Genomic DNA, 15,313 nt, shown 5'->3' with positions numbered 1-15,313 from the left:
CGCATCGCCAGCAAGCCGGCTCCTACAGATCAGTGTCACGCCACAAATTCAACATACCCCACAAACCCTGTAGGAGCTGGCTTGCCAGCGATGGCGGCATCAGCTTCACCATTGCATCGCCGGCAGGCCAGCTCCCACAGTAGATCGGATACAGCCATTCGTCCGCCACTGCGCACCTTCCTGTGCGCCGCTCTTCCAATGCAGTACACCCCCTCGCACGGAAGACTCAAAGATGAACACCACCGTTGCCGCGCTCATGTTCACGGGCTTGCTGTCGGCCTCACCGCTTTGCGTGCTGGCCACCGAAAAAACCACCGAGGATGCAACCATTCCACCCTCCGCTCCCGCGCTCAACCAGGGCGCTGAATCCAACGAGGAAAAGGCTGATAAAAAGGGCGAGGAAGCGTCAGGCTCGAACTCCGGCGCCGATGCCCATTCGTTGAAGAAAGACGCGGCGTCGGAAGACGACGGGGACAATCAGAAAGGCAGTGAGTCGGGAAGTTGATCACTCACTACCCCTCTTTTTCAATATCAGTCGTCGCGGTCATCACGATCGCGATAACGACGGTTGTCGCGATCATCGTCACGCCGATCATATCGATGATCATACCCTCGGTCGTCGTCATCGCGCTGGTCATAGCCTCGGCGATGATCATGATCGTGATAGCGGCCGTACCTTTCTCCGTCTTCCCAGTGAGGTCCGCAGCCGCCCAGCAGGAGCAAACTGGAAATGGCCAGGGTCATCATTACTGCGCGATTCATTTGAACATCCTGAAGGTCGGGGCTTTGAGGGTTTTGCCCGGCGGATAACCCGCACGGCGTTGAACCCTGGTTATGACCATTAAGTAACTCAATGATTCCGTTGGATTTCCAGCGGGGCGTGATGATCGCGGTATCCGTACTGCCAGGAACAAACAACAGCTCGCAGAATTGAAACTCGCGGGATGCGATCCTGTACTAAAGTCTTCACTTGAGTGTTCTAATGGCCCACAAAATGCCATAGGTCCAATCATGCGCAGCAAACTTCCCGGCATTCCTGCACTCTGTATTTACCTTGCCTTGGCCTGCCTCTTTGCAGTCGCATGGATCACCCACCCCGCTCCCAGGCATTCTTCCTTTGCCCAAATCAGTCCGCTCATGTCGGTGGCTGATAAAGAGGCCAAACCCATCTATACCAGCCGTTTCGCCTCCTCCGGGCTGGTGGACTTCGTGCATTCCGCGTCGGTCACAGCCTTGCCTGACGGTAGTCTGATGGCAGTCTGGTTCGCCGGCACCCGCGAAGGCGCCGCCGATGTGCAGGTGCGCTCCGCCCGTTTCAATCTGAGCACCGGCGAGTGGGGGGAGGAGCAGGTCATGGCCACCCGGGATTCGACCCAGCAGAGCACGCGCAAATACATCCGCAAACTGGGCAATCCGGTCATCGCCCTCGCGCCGGACAATCGCCTGTGGCTGTTCTACGTTTCCGTCTCCATGGGCGGCTGGGCCGGTAGCGCGGTCAACGTGATGGTTTCAGACGACTTTGGCGGGCATTGGTCGGCGCCGCGGCAATTGATCACTTCACCTTTCCTGAACATCAGCACCCTGGTCCGCTCGGCACCGGTGTTTCATGTCGACGGCTCCATCGGCTTGCCGGTCTATCACGAATTCCTCGGCAAATTTGCCGAATACCTGTACTTGAGCGCGGACGGTGAGGTGATCGATAAATTCCGCATCAGCCATGGCAGCAATTCATTGCAACCGGCGATCGTTCCGCTGGATGGCCAACGCGGCATTGCCCTGTTGCGTTATGCCGGCAGCACCTACCACCGAGTCCTGGCGAGCCGCACGGAAGATGCCGGGCAAAGCTGGAGCGAACCTTTTCCGCTGGTGCCTTCGAACCCCAATTCCTCGCTGGCGGCCGTGGCGACGCCCGAACACCGGTTGCTGGTAGCGCTCAACGACCTGCAAGAGGGGCGCTTCAAGCTGAGCCTGTATATCACCGATGCAAAAATGGACGATTGGCGCCTGTTGCACGACCTGGACAAATCACCGGATCCCGAGGGCGATCCGTATTCACCCCTGGTTTACAAGGAAATCATCGGCAAAGAGTTCCGCGGTTCCAGTGGCAAGCTGCGCCAGGCGCTGGAGGCGGCATTCCTCGCCAACCTCGATAAACGTGTGTGTAAAAGCCAGGGCTGTGAATTCGAATATGAATACCCCTACTTCATCCGCAGTCCCGACGGGATGTATCACCTGGTTTACTCCTGGAACAACACCTTCATCAAACACGTCTCCTTCAACGATGCCTGGCTGTCCGAGCGCCTGAAATGATTAACCTGTGGCAAGCCCATGTCAGCTTCGCGATGATCATCTTCCTGTTACTGCCGTCTTTTGGCCTGGGCAGGGTCTGGCGCATCGCGCTGCTGCTCGCACTGCTGGCCGCCAGCTTCATACCCCTGGGCGGGTTGTCGCTGGCCGCTTACTTGCGCAGCCATATCGACGACCTTGCGATCACCTCATTGGTGTTCATGGCCTGGGGGTGTTTGCGTCGGCTGGATGTGTTGCCGCCTGCGCAGCAGGGGCACACGAGCGTATTGATCCTCTTCGCCGCGTTGGCCCTGGTGCTTTACCCGGCCACCCTTGGCCTGAGTGACCTGGACCCGTACCGGCGTGGTTACAGCCCGCGCGCCCTGTTGTTGTTCGTCGCGCTGGTGACGTTCAGCCTGTTTTACCTGCGCCATTACCTGGCCGTGGTGATGTTGACCTGTGCGACCCTGGCCTTCATCGCCGGGCTCAAACCTTCCCACAACTATTGGGATTACCTGGTCGATCCGCTGCTGGGCCTGTATTGCTGCCTGGCACTGCTGGTGCTGGCGGCGCGCTGGACGTATCGCCGGCTCATGACGCTGCGCGGCGTTTGAAATTCAACGAAATTCTCAATAAGGAAAGACGCATGGGCTGGCTGAAATCGAGACGACTGCATTACTGGCTGGGCGCAACAGCAATCGTGTTCGTGCTGTTTGCACTGCTGCGGGTGCTGTTCTTTTTCGGCTATTCCGGTTTTGACGCCAAAGCCCTGGGCAACGAGGACGTTCTGACAACCCTGGGCATCGGCTTTCGCTTCGACTTGCGCCTGGCCATCCTGGTCATGCTGCCGGTGGCGTTGCTGGCCTGGATCCCGCGCTGGAACCTTGTCGGCAGCCGCCTCCTGCGCATCATCAACCGTCTGTACCTGGTCGCCATCCTCAGCGCTGTGCTGCTGATCTACATCATCGATTTTGGCCATTACGCCTACCTTGGCGTGAGGATCAACGCCACGGTCTTGCGCTTCATCGAGGATGCGCAGATATCCCGTGACATGGTCTGGCAAACCTACCCGGTCATCTGGATTACCCTGGGCTGGCTGGCGACAGTCGCCTTCGTGACACTGGCCCTGGTGCGTCTGGAACGGGTCACGCTGGACCGCCCGCGCACAACCATTCACCCACTTTCCGCGACATGGGGCGGTGCGGTGATGGTGGTACTGGTGCTGCTGGGTATTTTGGGTCGTGTCGAAAACCTGAACCTTGAAAACCCCGTGCCGCTGCGCTGGAGCGATGCGTTCTTTTCGGGCAACAACCAGGTCGCCGCCTTGGGCCTGAACCCGGTGATTTTCCTCTACGACACGGTCAAGGTCGGCCAGTCGCGTTATGACGAAGCCCAAGTGCGCGAACACTACGCGGTCATGGCCCACTACCTGAGTGTCGACCAACCCGACCCGCAGACCCTCAACTTTGTCCGCCACCAGGCGCCACAGCCCTACAAGATTCCAGGCTCGCGGCCACCGAACGTGATGTTCATCATGCTTGAGTCGCTGGGCACCAGTGCCGTCGGAGCCTATGGCAACCCGATCGATCCGACGCCCAATATCGATCGCCTGGCCACCCAGAGCTGGTTCTTCAAACACTTCTACGTGCCGGTCACGGGCACCGCGAAAACCGTCTGGGCCAGCATCACCGGAGTGCCTGACGTCACCCGCCACGAAACCGCGACGCGCAATCCCCTGATCACCCGGCAGAACACGCTCGTCAATGCCTTCACCGGCTACGAGAAGATCTACACCATCGGTGGCAACTCCGGCTGGGCCAACATGAATGCCTTGATCAGGCAAAGTATCGACGGCGTGCGCCTGTTCGACGAGCGCGACTGGAAATCCCCGGTGGTGGATGTCTGGGGCATCTCGGACCTGGACCTGTTCAAGGAAACCGACCAGATCCTGCAAGCGCTGCCCAAGGACAAGCCGTTCTTCGCCTATGTGCAAACGGCCGGCAACCATCGGCCCTTCACGATTCCAAAGGACAATGACGGCTTCGAGATCAAGCACCCTACCCTGGAGCAAGTCCAGGCCGCCGGCTCGCGCAGTGTCGAACAATACAACGCCGTGCGCCTGCTGGACTTCAACCTCGGACGCCTGATGGAAATCGCCAAGGCCGGCGGCTGGTACGACAACACCATTTTCGTGATGTTTGGCGACCACAACACCCGTATCGCGCAGATCCCGTTCCTGGCGCCGGCCTACGAGCAACTGGGCCTGGAAAGCAACGCGGTGCCGATGATCATCCACGCACCCGGCATGATCGGGACCCGCAAAGTCGAGGAAGCGGTCGGCCTGGTGGACCTGCTGCCCACCGTGGCGGGTATGGCCGGCCTTGAGTTTCGCAACGGCGGCATGGGCCGTGATATCCAGCAGCCCGCCCCCGAAGGCGAACGCGTGGTGCCACTGGTATTGCGTGAAGGCACCTTCCCGCTGATTGCCGGCGTGACGCAACACTACATGGTGCAGATGGAGCACGACGGCAGCTCGCCAAGCCTGCATGACCTGGCCTCGCCGACGCCGCTGGACAACGTCGCCGAGCAAAACCCCGAGGAGTTCAAACGCCTGTCACAATTGACCCGCGCCATGCATGAAACCTCACGGTTGATGCTGTACCAGAACGTGCGCAAGTAACGGCTTTGTCTGATGCTCATCGTCAGTGTTTTGCGGCGTGACCCTCGTCAACGTGCGGCGCGTCCGTGGGGTTCTTCTGCGGAACGACAAAACTCACTGTCGTACGGGTGAGGATCTTGTGCGTCGGGTCGGCCACTTCCAGCAGAACCTTGTGCGTGCCGGGGGTCAGCCCGACCAGGATGATCGGGTCTTCACTGGTGTGCGCCCATGTACCTTTCCAGTCGTCGACGGTCACATGAAGGTGACCCAGGCGTGGTGAAACATCAGCGGCCGCTTTGCCAAAGATCGGCATGATCCTGGCGTGCTCCGTTCGATACTGGATGATGACGACCCCACGGGCGAGCGGTTCGGCGAGCGGCGGCCAGGCAATGAGGCTTGGCGTCGTCTCGGATTCCAGTGGAAGTATCGCCGGTGGGTGATCAGTGTCTGCCGCGCCTTGACCGAACGCTGCCGTGCAGAAGAACACACCCCAGGCCAGGACCAACAGGTTTGCGGGAGCCATGCTGTTTTTCTCCTAGGGAGCCAGCCTGCCCTTGAGTTCGGCTTCGTTCCACAGGCCGCTGAGCGGACCGCGGGGTAAACCTTCATTGGCTCGCGCCAGCGGGAAAATGACGGGCAGGAATCCGGCGTCGCGCACCAACCGCGCCCCCAGATCCTTGGCCTGGGCGTGGTCGGCGAAAACGGGAATCGCCTTGCCCTTGCCAGACTCGTCCTTCATGGAAGCGTAGCCTACGGCGTTGAATGCCCGCACCAAGTGTACGCCGGGCAGGTATTGCTGGTCCGCCAGGGCTGCTCCCAACTCCAGCGCCTTGCTCCCGACATCTCCATCACGGCCGCTGAACGGGTTGCTGGTGCTGAAAACCACCTTGCCGCCAAGCTTGCCCTTGAGCTGTTCGGACAGCACCGGCATCGCGCCGTAGGGAACGCTCAACACGATCACATCGCCCCAGGCCGCGGCATCGGTCACCGAGCCCGCCCGGGCGTTGGCGCCGGCGCGCTTGACCAGGTCCGCCAGCTCCTCGGGATGGCGTGACGAAAACATCACCGAGTGCCCGGCCTTTGTCCAAAGCGTACCCAGCGTACCGCCGACGTTGCCAGCGCCGATGACGCTGATCTTGAGGGTGTCCGCCATGACCTGGCTGGCGCACATGACCAGGGCGGCGGACATCAGGAAGAGGATTCTGTGCATGCCTAACGCTCCTGGGTTGGAAAGCAGTCTTACATCCAACCGTAGTCGAGCCAGGGAACCAGCTGGTGGATCACGACGTACGGCATGATTTCCCCCGGCCTTACAACGAAAAATCCCGGAGACAGAAGGTCTCCGGGATTTTTTGCTCACAGAACCACATCGCTATAACGATGAGCTCACCCTGCAGCGGTCAACTCATCCCGATTCTGCTCAATCGGACTTTTTCGAAGTTGACGAGCCGGCATTACTCAATCCCTTGGCGTTGTGATCTCCCGGCGTCGTGGCCGAGATTGCAGAGGCTTTAGTCAGGCCGCGGGTATCTTTGGATTGTGCGATGCCCGAAGTGGTGGTGCCGTGACCCTTGTCACCGTTGCGATCACTGCCGTAACGGTTGCCGCTGATGCCATGGTCGCGAACCGATTTGCCCGCATGATCACTGCTCAATCCCTCACCGCGGCCGTTACTGCCGGAGTGACCCGAACCGCTGTGACCGCCAGCGTTACCGCCGCCATGGCCACCACCATTACCGCCGCCATTTCCACCGCCGTGGCCACCACCACCGCCGCCGCCGCCACCACCACCACCACCACCACCACCTTCTTTGGCATAGGCGGAGTTCATGATGGACAGGTCAGCAGGCAGTAACGGAGCGGCTGCAAGCATCATGGCGAATGACATTACAGCAACGAAACTCTTGTTTTTTAAAAGCATGATTGCTTCCGTGAGGGTTGATTGCGCGTGGTTTAAGACGCGTTAAATCCCCGACAGTTCAAGTTCCGCGACGGACGGATACATCAGTCTATCGTCAATCGAAAGCGCCATTGAGGACCTCATAGATAAGGCCGGTAGCAAGCGCAACCAGTATCAGGTCGGTGCCCGCCTGCTGCCATTCGTAACCTTCATAACGAGGCAAATGGCCGATCAGTCGACCATCGAGCTTTTTCGCAATCCCGGGTGGCAGCGGTTTACCCCGGGCGAGGTTCTTTTGAATGCCGGGTGGCAAGGCAGGTCCGGGGCTCCAGTAGTCCCGATACCCATCGACAATGCCAATAATGCTTCCTCGATTGATGCTTGGACCATGGTCCCAATCATCGCCCCCGGACTTATTCCCCTTATTGCCCTGGTTGCCATGCTCCTGGCTGTGTTGCGAATTGCCCTTGGCGTTTCCTTGCCCCTTGCCATTACCTGGATCGGCCCATGCCGTGGCCGGGCCGCAGACCAATGCGACACATGTGATAGCTGCAATCAACGAGCGATGTCTGATCATATCCGTTCTCTCAGAAAGGGAAGACTCCCTGTAATGTAGACACTCTGGACTGTTTTGGTTCCGACGGTGAAGGACGGGCAAGGCCAAGCTATGCCAATATTCAAAGGATCGCCTTCTGTCGTACCGGAGTGCGCCATGATCGAAACCATCGAGTCGTCACGCATCAAGCGCTTCGCCGCAAACACCGCCGGCCGGGACTTTGCGGTGGGTGACATTCACGGTCACTTCAGCCGATTGCAGCCTGCGCTGGAGGCGGTCGATTTCGATCCTGTCGTCGACCGCCTGTTCAGTGTCGGTGACCTGGTTGATCGTGGACCCGAGAGCCGCGACGCACTCGACTGGCTTGCCAAACCATGGTTTCACCCGGTGCGCGGCAACCATGACGACTACGTGGCGCACTTCGACACCTGCGACGTCGACAGCTGGATCTGCAACGGCGGGGAATGGTTCGCCGGGCTGTCGCTGGTCGAGCAGATAGCGTTCGCGCTGCAGTTCGCCGAGCTGCCGATCGCCATCGAGGTCGAAACGCCTGGCGGATTGGTCGGGATCGTTCACGCCGATTGCCCGGTGCCGTCGTGGGATCAACTGTGCACCGAACTGCAATCACCTGAAAGCACCAAGCGGCTGGAACTTGTGCAGCACAGTTGCCTGTGGTCGCGAACCCGGATTCAGGACGGCGATACCGACTGCATTGAGGGACTGCGTGCCCTGGTGGTCGGGCATACACCGCTCAGGCAGCCTGCAGTGCTTGGCAACGTGTACCACATCGACACAGCGGGCTGGCTGGACGGTTATTTCACCCTGCTGGATCTGGCGACCCTGCAGTGCATCCCGCCGATCGATCAGGAACTCGGTTTCGACTGGGACTGAGCTTTCCTGAGGGCTCTCGGGTTTGCCGCTCGTCCAAAGCTCGGCACTCGAGCCGCGCCGCTATCTCTCATGTATAAGCGCGGACATTGCGCGCATCAAAACGGAGAACCAGCATGGACATTGACGAGAATGCAGTGGGTAACAGGTCGCAGCAGGACGTGACGCGAACCACGGACAACGAAACCGGCCATGACCCCATGAAGGATGCGCCTGAGGTTCCATTGCCGCCGAACGATGAAGCGCCTGTCGATGAAGATATGAGAGGCGTGGAGGCAAATAACCCGGTCTCGAGTGAGCATCCGGACCATGGAAAAGGTGCTCGCCTCGATGATTCCGACGCCGCCCCGCACATGAACGATCAGGACGAAAACGACAAGGAGGCTCGCGGCTTGCCTGCGAGCGACCCGGAATCAGGTGCCTGATGCCCGCGACCCGCCTCCTGAACTCACTTGAGAAACGGCAGCGGTGCCTTGGCCGCACGAATGGCAGCGATCCACTGGTCCGCTTCCGGCAGCAGGTAGGCGAAGAAAAAACTCGCGGTTTGCAGTTTACTGCCGCGCAAAGGATCGCTGTCGGGTAACAAGCGAGCGACACGCGCCGCCCGGGTCCAGGCAAAAGCCTGAAGGGCCACGCCACACAGTCGTAGAAAATCGCCCGCTGCCCGATAGGGATATTCGCCGTCCTCGACGACCTGATCACGTATCTCCAGGTGCACACCCTCGAGTTTTTTGCACAGTAACGCCAGCTGCGCGCCAAAGCTGGCGCAGCCTGCTGTTTCGCCGGCCTGCCCGGCTTCTTCGCGCATCACCGCCAACAATTGAGCGAAAGCCCGGCCTTCATCGCCCAGCACTTTGCGCAGCAGCAGGTCATTGGCCTGGATTTCGTTACTGCCCTCGTAAATCATCGCGATTCGGCTGTCGCGCAGGGTCTGTTCAATGGCGAACTCGGCGACGTAGCCGTAGCCACCGAAGACCTGCAAGGCATTGCTGGCCAGGCGAAAACCCTGCTCAGTGAAAAAAGCCTTGATCACCGGCGTCAAAAGCTCCGCCAGTTGCAAGGCACTCTGCCGAGTGGCCATGTCCGGGGCATGCTCGGCCTGATCGAGCAAATGCGCAGCCCAGTAACCAATGGCGCGCATGCCCTCGGCGCAGGCCTGTAATTCCAGCAAAACCCGGCGCATGGCCGGATGATAATGAATCGGGTCGACCGCTTCGGCGGCAACGCCGACAGGACGCTTGGGCGCACGCATTTGTCTGCGCTCCAGCGCGTACGTATAGGCGTTCTGCCATGCAGCCTCGGCATGCCCCAACCCCTGGAGGCCGACATGCAGTCGTGCCGAGTTCATCATCACGAACATCGCGGCCAAACCATGGTTCGCCTCGCCGATCAGCCAACCCTGGGCGCCGTCGAAGACCAGCGAGCACGTGGCACTGCCCTTGATGCCCATCTTGTGTTCGATACCGTCGCAGCGCAGCGCATTGGTTTGGCCGTCATCCAGTCGCCTGGGCACCAAAAACAGCGAAATACCACGACTACCAGTGGGCGCCCCGGGCAAGCGTGCCAGCACCAGGTGCAGGATATTTTCGGTCAGGTCATGTTCGCCTCCGGAAATGAACAACTTGCTGCCGCTCAACCGATAACTGCCGTCGCCCTGGGGTTCGGCACGGCAGCGCAGCAGGCCGACGTCGCTGCCTGCCTGGGGTTCGGTCAGGCACATGGTGGGCAGCGCCTCGCCACTGACGATCTGCGGCAGATAACGCTCCTTGATCCACTGCGGCGCATGGGTCTTGAGGCACAGGTAGGCGCCATGGGCGATTCCCGTGTACATGGCCCAGGCGTGGTTGCTGGCGTAGAGCATTTCCTGCAAGGCGGCATCGAGCAGTTGCGGCAGTCCCTGGCCACCGAAGGCTTCATCACAGGCCAATGCCGGCCAGCCACCTTCGGCGAATGCCCGGTAAGCCTGGACAAAACCGTCCGGCGTGCTGACCCGGCCATTGTCGAAGCGGCAACCCTGGCGATCGCCACTGCTGTTGAGCGGCGCCAGTACATCCGCGCTGAAACGCCCGGCCTCGCCCAGCACCTGGAGTGCCAACGGCAGATCCAGGGCTTCGAATGCGGGCATCTGGCTCCAGGCCTGGGGCGCCTGCAGCCAGTGTTCAAGGATGAAATGCATGTCGCGCAATGGCGCCTGGTAGTGCCACATGGCAAACCTCAAGTGGTCAAAAGGGAAGAAACACCGCTAGGAGTCAGCCAGGAAAATCCGGGTTTTCGATCAGCACGGCCATGCCCTGCCCGCCGCCGACACAGGCAGCGGCGATCCCGTAGCGCAGATGTTGTTCGCGCAATTGCCGCGCCAGGGTCATCACCAAACGCAGGCCGGTGGCGGCCAATGGATGCCCCAGCGCGATCGAACCACCACGGCGGTTAAGCCGCTGGCTATCCAGCTCCAGCGCCTGAGCCACTGCAAGCACCTGCGCACCTTGCGCCTCGTTGATTTCAAACAGGGCGATATCGTCCTGGGCCAGGCCGCTGCGTTGCAGCAACAACTGGATCGCCGGCACCGGGCCGATCCCCATGAACTCCGGCGCCACACCGACCACCGCAGTCGCCAACAGGTGCGCCAGTACCGGACGCGCACTCATCGAGGCTCGGCCGACCAGTGCGGCCGCTGCGCCGTCCACCACCGCACAGCTGTTGCCGGCGGTTTGCACGCCATCAGCATGAATCGCCTGCAGCCTGGCCAGCGCGGATAAATCGGTGGGCCGGGGATGGCTGTCCTGGGTCACCGCTTCACATCGACGCGCCAGGGTAATCCCCCGTGGCTGATAGCCCTCCAGTTCAAACACCTCAATATCCACCGGGACGATTTCATCGCTGAACCAGCCGCTGGTCTGCGCGTGCAGCGCCCTTTGGTGACTGTCGAAGGCATAGGCATCCACCGCCTCGCGGCTCAGGCCGTGACGCCTGGCGAGGTTTTCCGCCGTGGCGATCATGTCCAGGCCCGGCGCCGGGTCGTACAGCGCTTCCCAAAGGAAATCCTTGAAATCCACCGGCGCCCCGAGGCGAAACCCGCCCCGATGGGTGTAGGCGGCAATCGGGTTGCGCGACATGGATTCGGCGCCCACACACAGCGCCAGTTGCGCGCCCCCTTGAAGCTGCTCGCCGGCCTGGCGCAACAGCTCAAAGCCGGTCGCGCAAATGCGCTGCACCGCCAATGCCGGCACCTGTTGCGGCACACCGCTGTACAGACCGATATGGCGTGGCAGCATGTAGGCGTCGAAGCTGGCCTGGGCCATGGAGCCGGCCAGCACCGTGTCAACTGCCCGCGGATCGAGCCCGGCACGGGCCAACGCTTCGCGACCGACCTTGATGCCCAGATCAATGGGCGATACCTGGGCCAACGCGCCGCCGACATCAATCCAAGGTGTTCGCACGCCTTCAAGAATCGCCACATCGCTGAAGGACGAGTATTGCCCCGGGCCACTCATGACCGTGGCCCTGCACGCAGGATCGACGGGTCTTCACCGCGATACAACGCCTCGACCTGGGCCGCACGGCATTGCAACACCGCACGCTGGTTGATCGAGCCTTTGTCGGTAATTTCACCGCGATCGATGGACGGGGCCTCGTCGAGCAACGCGATCCATTCCAGGCGACTGGCGTTGCCGCTGGCGTCGCGATTGAGCCGCTGCAACCAGTCGGCGAACCACTGCCGCACCGGCGCGCTGGCCAGCACCTGGGCATCGTTGGCACTGGCACCGAGCCCCGCCAGGCGGCGGCATTCGTACATTCGTGGGAACACCAGCGCGCCCAGGCATTCACGATCCGGCGCGGTCACCACCAGGTCCTGAACATAGGGCGAGCCCTCCAGTACCGCACGATTACGCAGCGGCCCGACACTGACGAAGACCCCGGAAGACAGCTTGAAGTCTTCGGCAATGCGCCCATCGAACATCAGCCCCAGTTGCGCGTCATCCGGGTCAGCCAGCTTGAGCGCGTCACCGGAACAGTAATAGCCTTGTTCGTCGAACACCTCGGCGGTCTGCTTTGGTGAGCGCCAGTAACCGGGCATGATGTGCGGCCCACGGAAGCGCCCTTCCAGCTTGCCCTCCCTGGGCACCAAGCGGACCTCACAACCCGGTGCCGGCAGGCCGATGTAACCGGCCATGGACAAGGGCCCGGTGGTAAAGGTGCAGGAGGGCGCGGCCTCGGTCATGCCCAGCCCCGCCATCATCCGGATGCGTTCGCCACAGTGTTGTTCGGCGACCCGGTCAAGCCGATCCCAGACGCTTTGCGACAGCCCGGCAGCGGCGAAGAAGAACAGGCTGACGCGCTTGAAAAAACACTCCCGTAATTGCGCGTCCTGTTCCAGGGCCGAGACCAGTTCTTCCCAGCCCTTGGGCACGGTCAGGTAGGCGGTGGGCGACACTTCCTTGAGGTTGCGCAGGGTCTGGGCAAATCCCTGGGCGGTCGGCTTGCCGTCGTCCAGGTAAAAACTGCCGCCGTTGTAGAGCACGATGCCGAGGTTGTGGCTGCCGCCGAACGTGTGGTTCCACGGCAGCCAGTCCACCAGCACCGGAGGTTCTTCACCGAACACCGGAAAGGTCTGCAACAACATCTGCTGATTGGCGCAGAGCATGCGTTGGGTGGTGATCACGGCCTTGGGCAGCCGGGTCGAGCCGGAGGTGAACAGAAACTTGGCGATGCTGTCCGGGCCGGTGGCGGCGAAAGCGGCTTCGGCCTCGGCGCCGCCCGATTGTTCGAGCAGGCTGGCAAAGCTCACCTGCCGGCGCCCCGCGACCTGGCCACGGACGATAATCAGTGGCGTATCGGCCGGCAGCACGGCGTCAATGGCGCGCTGGTACGCCGGGGCATCACTGACGAACACCAGGCCCGGTTGCAGCAGGTCGCACACGTGGCGCAGCTTGGAGAAATCCTGGGACAGCAGCGAATAGGCCGGCGACACCGGGCAGTAGGGAATGCCCGCATACAGGGCGCCGAAGGCGACTTGTAAATGCTCGATGTCATTGCCCGAGAGCAACACCAGGGGCCTGTCGGCCGACAGTCCATAGCTCAGCAGGCTTTGGGCGATCGCCCGGACGCTGTCGAGCATTTGCGCGTAACTCACCCGACGCCATTCACCGTCGTCCTGGCGGGCGGCGATAAAGGTCTGCTCGGGACGCACCCGGGCCCAATGTACCAGACGGTCGAGCAAGCGCCTGGGCATCTCGGCCAAGGGTTCCAGGGAGCGCATGTGCAGTTCGCCCTGCTGCTCGGTCACCTCGACCGCCGCGCAACCGATGGACACGGGGCGATAGCGCGGTGCGCTGGCCTGGGCTTGGGCTTGTAAACTGAATTCGGAACTCAAGTGCATGTACTCCGTCGAGGCACGCTAAACCCAAGTCACCCACAGGTGACTCAGCGATAGCGTGGCAGCCGTTGGCTGCAGCCTTGTTATTGTTATTTCGGCCTTGCCCGCCTGTTCAGATCGGGTAGTGCCGCGGTCCGTTCTGCAAGGTGACCCAACGCAGCTGGGTGAAATGCTCGATGGACGCCTTGCCGCCGAAACTGCCGTAGCCGCTGGACTTGACCCCGCCAAAAGGCATTTGCGCCTCGTCGTGCACGGTCGGGCCGTTGATATGGCAGATGCCCGACTCGACCCGTTGGGCCAGGGCCAGGGCACGCCCGGTATCGCGACTGAAAATCGCCGCCGACAAACCGAACTCGGAGTCATTGGCCAGCTGCAGCAGCGCTTCATCTCCCTCGCCGCGCAGCAGGACGGCCACCGGCCCGAAGGACTCCTCGCGGTACAGGCGCATGCTCGCGTCGACACCGTCGAGCAGGGTCGGCTGCAAAATGCTGCCATCCAGTTGCCCGCCGACCACCAGGCGCGCGCCCTTGGCCAATGCATCGTCGATCAAGCCCTTGATGCGCGTGCCGGCGCTGGCGTCCACCAGCGAACCGAGCACCGATTGCGCATCTGCGGGGTCGCCCGCGCGCAGGGTGGCGACCTTGGCCGCCAACTTGGCGACAAAGGCATCGGCCACCTTGGCATCGACGATCAGGCGCTCGGTGGACATGCAGATCTGTCCTTGATTGAAATAGGCGCCAAAGGCGGCCGCCTCTACCGCAGCATCCAGGTCGGCATCGTCGAGCACCAGCAGCGGCGCCTTGCCGCCCAATTCCAGCAACGCCGGCTTGAGGTGGCGCGCCGAGAGCTCGCCGACGATTCGTCCGACATGGGTCGAGCCGGTGAAATTGACCCGGCGCACCGCCGGATTGGCGATCAATCGCTCGACAATCGCCGGGGCATCCTCAGGTGCGTTGCTGATGACATTGACCACGCCATCGCCCAGGCCGGCGTCCTGCAGTACCTGACCGATCAAGCGGTGCACCGCAGGACTGAGCTCGGAGGCCTTGAGCACCACGGTGTTGCCGCAGGCCAATGGCATGGCGATAGCGCGGGTGGCAAGAATCACCGGGGCGTTCCAGGGCGCGATGCCCAACACCACGCCGCAGGGTTGGCGCAGGGCCATGGCGAAACTGCCAGGCACATCCGAGGGGATGACTTCGCCATTGATCTGCGTGGTCATCGACGCCGCTTCACGCAGCATGTTGGCCGCCAGCCGCACGTTGAACCCGTACCAGTTGGCCATGGCGCCGGTCTCCCCAGCCGCCTCGATGAACTCGGCACTGCGCGCCTGCAATTGTTCGGCGGCCTTGAGCAAACGGGTGCGACGTTCATTGGGGGCCAGGGCAGCCCAGACGGGAAACGCCTTCTGCGCAGCGGCCACCGCGGCGTCGGCATCTTCCAGGGTGGCGGCGGCAACCCGCGACACCAACTCGCCGGTCACCGGGTTGCGGCGCTCGAAGGTTCGACCGTCGCGGGCGGGGCACGACTGGCCGCCAATCAGCAGGGGCACGTCCAGCATGGTGATTCCTCTTTATAGTCTTTGTCGGGAATACATTAAGAACGATGTAACCGCAGTACCGGGACGCAACTGCGCCCGGCTACCTACCG

At 61.7% G+C, this 15,313-nt stretch carries 15 protein-coding genes; 6 read left to right on the top strand and 9 right to left on the bottom strand.

The window, feature by feature from the left end; all coding sequences use genetic code 11:
- Window positions 1–232: 232 nt before the first annotated feature.
- Window positions 233–505: a hypothetical protein gene (locus NPS56_RS26580; RefSeq protein WP_274077395.1), complete on the top strand. Its 273-nt coding sequence runs from the start codon at window positions 233–235 to the stop codon at window positions 503–505.
- Window positions 506–531: 26 nt separating this feature from the next.
- Here the strand turns inward: NPS56_RS26580 and NPS56_RS26575 are convergent, their stop codons facing one another.
- Complete coding sequence (locus NPS56_RS26575; protein ID WP_274077394.1) at window positions 532–762, bottom strand: hypothetical protein; 231 nt, start codon at window positions 760–762, stop codon at window positions 532–534.
- A gap of 249 nt (window positions 763–1,011) precedes the next feature.
- Here NPS56_RS26575 and NPS56_RS26570 point away from each other — a divergent pair, with 249 nt between their 5' ends.
- Genes NPS56_RS26570 through NPS56_RS26560 form a run of 3 tightly spaced genes read left to right on the top strand, consistent with a single transcriptional unit; the run spans window position 1,012 to window position 4,966 of the window.
- Window positions 1,012–2,310 (top strand): sialidase family protein, encoded by a 1,299-nt coding sequence (locus NPS56_RS26570; protein WP_274077393.1) that lies wholly within the window; start codon window positions 1,012–1,014, stop codon window positions 2,308–2,310.
- Entirely contained in the window at window positions 2,307–2,900 is a 594-nt protein-coding gene (locus tag NPS56_RS26565; RefSeq protein ID WP_274077392.1) for a hypothetical protein, read from the top strand. Before NPS56_RS26570 ends, NPS56_RS26565 begins: the two co-directional genes overlap by 4 nt.
- Before the next feature lie 32 nt (window positions 2,901–2,932).
- A complete protein-coding gene (locus NPS56_RS26560; protein WP_274077391.1) occupies window positions 2,933–4,966 on the top strand; it encodes an LTA synthase family protein in 2,034 nt (677 codons plus the stop codon).
- Between the two features lie 22 nt (window positions 4,967–4,988).
- On the opposite strand, the gene NPS56_RS26555 is transcribed toward NPS56_RS26560, so the two are convergent.
- From NPS56_RS26555 to NPS56_RS26540, 4 genes are all read right to left on the bottom strand, one after another.
- A complete protein-coding gene (locus NPS56_RS26555) occupies window positions 4,989–5,468 on the bottom strand; it encodes a DUF6130 family protein (RefSeq protein ID WP_274077390.1) in 480 nt (159 codons plus the stop codon).
- Window positions 5,469–5,480: 12 nt separating this feature from the next.
- A complete protein-coding gene (locus NPS56_RS26550; RefSeq protein ID WP_274077389.1) occupies window positions 5,481–6,155 on the bottom strand; it encodes an NADPH-dependent F420 reductase in 675 nt (224 codons plus the stop codon).
- Between the two features lie 210 nt (window positions 6,156–6,365).
- The gene (locus tag NPS56_RS26545; protein WP_274077388.1) at window positions 6,366–6,866 is read right to left on the bottom strand and encodes a hypothetical protein; all 501 of its coding nucleotides are present in this window, start codon (window positions 6,864–6,866) and stop codon (window positions 6,366–6,368) included.
- A gap of 94 nt (window positions 6,867–6,960) precedes the next feature.
- Window positions 6,961–7,422 carry an anti-virulence regulator CigR family protein gene (locus tag NPS56_RS26540; RefSeq protein ID WP_274077387.1) on the bottom strand — a complete coding sequence of 154 codons (462 nt, stop codon included), beginning with the start codon at window positions 7,420–7,422 and terminating at the stop codon, window positions 6,961–6,963.
- A 135-nt stretch (window positions 7,423–7,557) separates the two neighbouring features.
- Here NPS56_RS26540 and NPS56_RS26535 point away from each other — a divergent pair, with 135 nt between their 5' ends.
- The gene (locus tag NPS56_RS26535; RefSeq protein WP_274077386.1) at window positions 7,558–8,292 is read left to right on the top strand and encodes a metallophosphoesterase; all 735 of its coding nucleotides are present in this window, start codon (window positions 7,558–7,560) and stop codon (window positions 8,290–8,292) included.
- 113 nt (window positions 8,293–8,405) lie between these two features.
- Window positions 8,406–8,714, top strand: a complete 309-nt coding sequence (locus NPS56_RS26530) for a hypothetical protein (RefSeq protein WP_274077385.1) — start codon at window positions 8,406–8,408, stop codon at window positions 8,712–8,714.
- Window positions 8,715–8,737: 23 nt separating this feature from the next.
- Here the strand turns inward: NPS56_RS26530 and NPS56_RS26525 are convergent, their stop codons facing one another.
- The 4 genes from NPS56_RS26525 to NPS56_RS26510 all read right to left on the bottom strand — a co-directional run bounded on the left by NPS56_RS26525 (window position 8,738) and on the right by NPS56_RS26510 (window position 15,224).
- Window positions 8,738–10,495, bottom strand: a complete 1,758-nt coding sequence (locus tag NPS56_RS26525; RefSeq protein WP_274077384.1) for an acyl-CoA dehydrogenase — start codon at window positions 10,493–10,495, stop codon at window positions 8,738–8,740.
- 43 nt (window positions 10,496–10,538) lie between these two features.
- Window positions 10,539–11,780, bottom strand: a complete 1,242-nt coding sequence (locus NPS56_RS26520; RefSeq protein WP_274077383.1) for a thiolase family protein — start codon at window positions 11,778–11,780, stop codon at window positions 10,539–10,541.
- Entirely contained in the window at window positions 11,777–13,660 is a 1,884-nt protein-coding gene (locus tag NPS56_RS26515) for a feruloyl-CoA synthase (RefSeq protein ID WP_274077382.1), read from the bottom strand. The genes NPS56_RS26520 and NPS56_RS26515 overlap by 4 nt, the downstream gene beginning before the upstream one ends.
- A gap of 115 nt (window positions 13,661–13,775) precedes the next feature.
- Complete coding sequence (locus tag NPS56_RS26510) at window positions 13,776–15,224, bottom strand: aldehyde dehydrogenase (RefSeq protein ID WP_274077381.1); 1,449 nt, start codon at window positions 15,222–15,224, stop codon at window positions 13,776–13,778.
- Window positions 15,225–15,313: the final 89 nt, after the last annotated feature.

Source organism: Pseudomonas putida (assembly GCF_028682635.1).
Classification (GTDB): domain Bacteria; phylum Pseudomonadota; class Gammaproteobacteria; order Pseudomonadales; family Pseudomonadaceae; genus Aquipseudomonas; species Aquipseudomonas putida_AE.
Note: the sequence above shows the minus strand (reverse complement) of the source record. Positions and strands in the feature narration are given on the sequence as shown.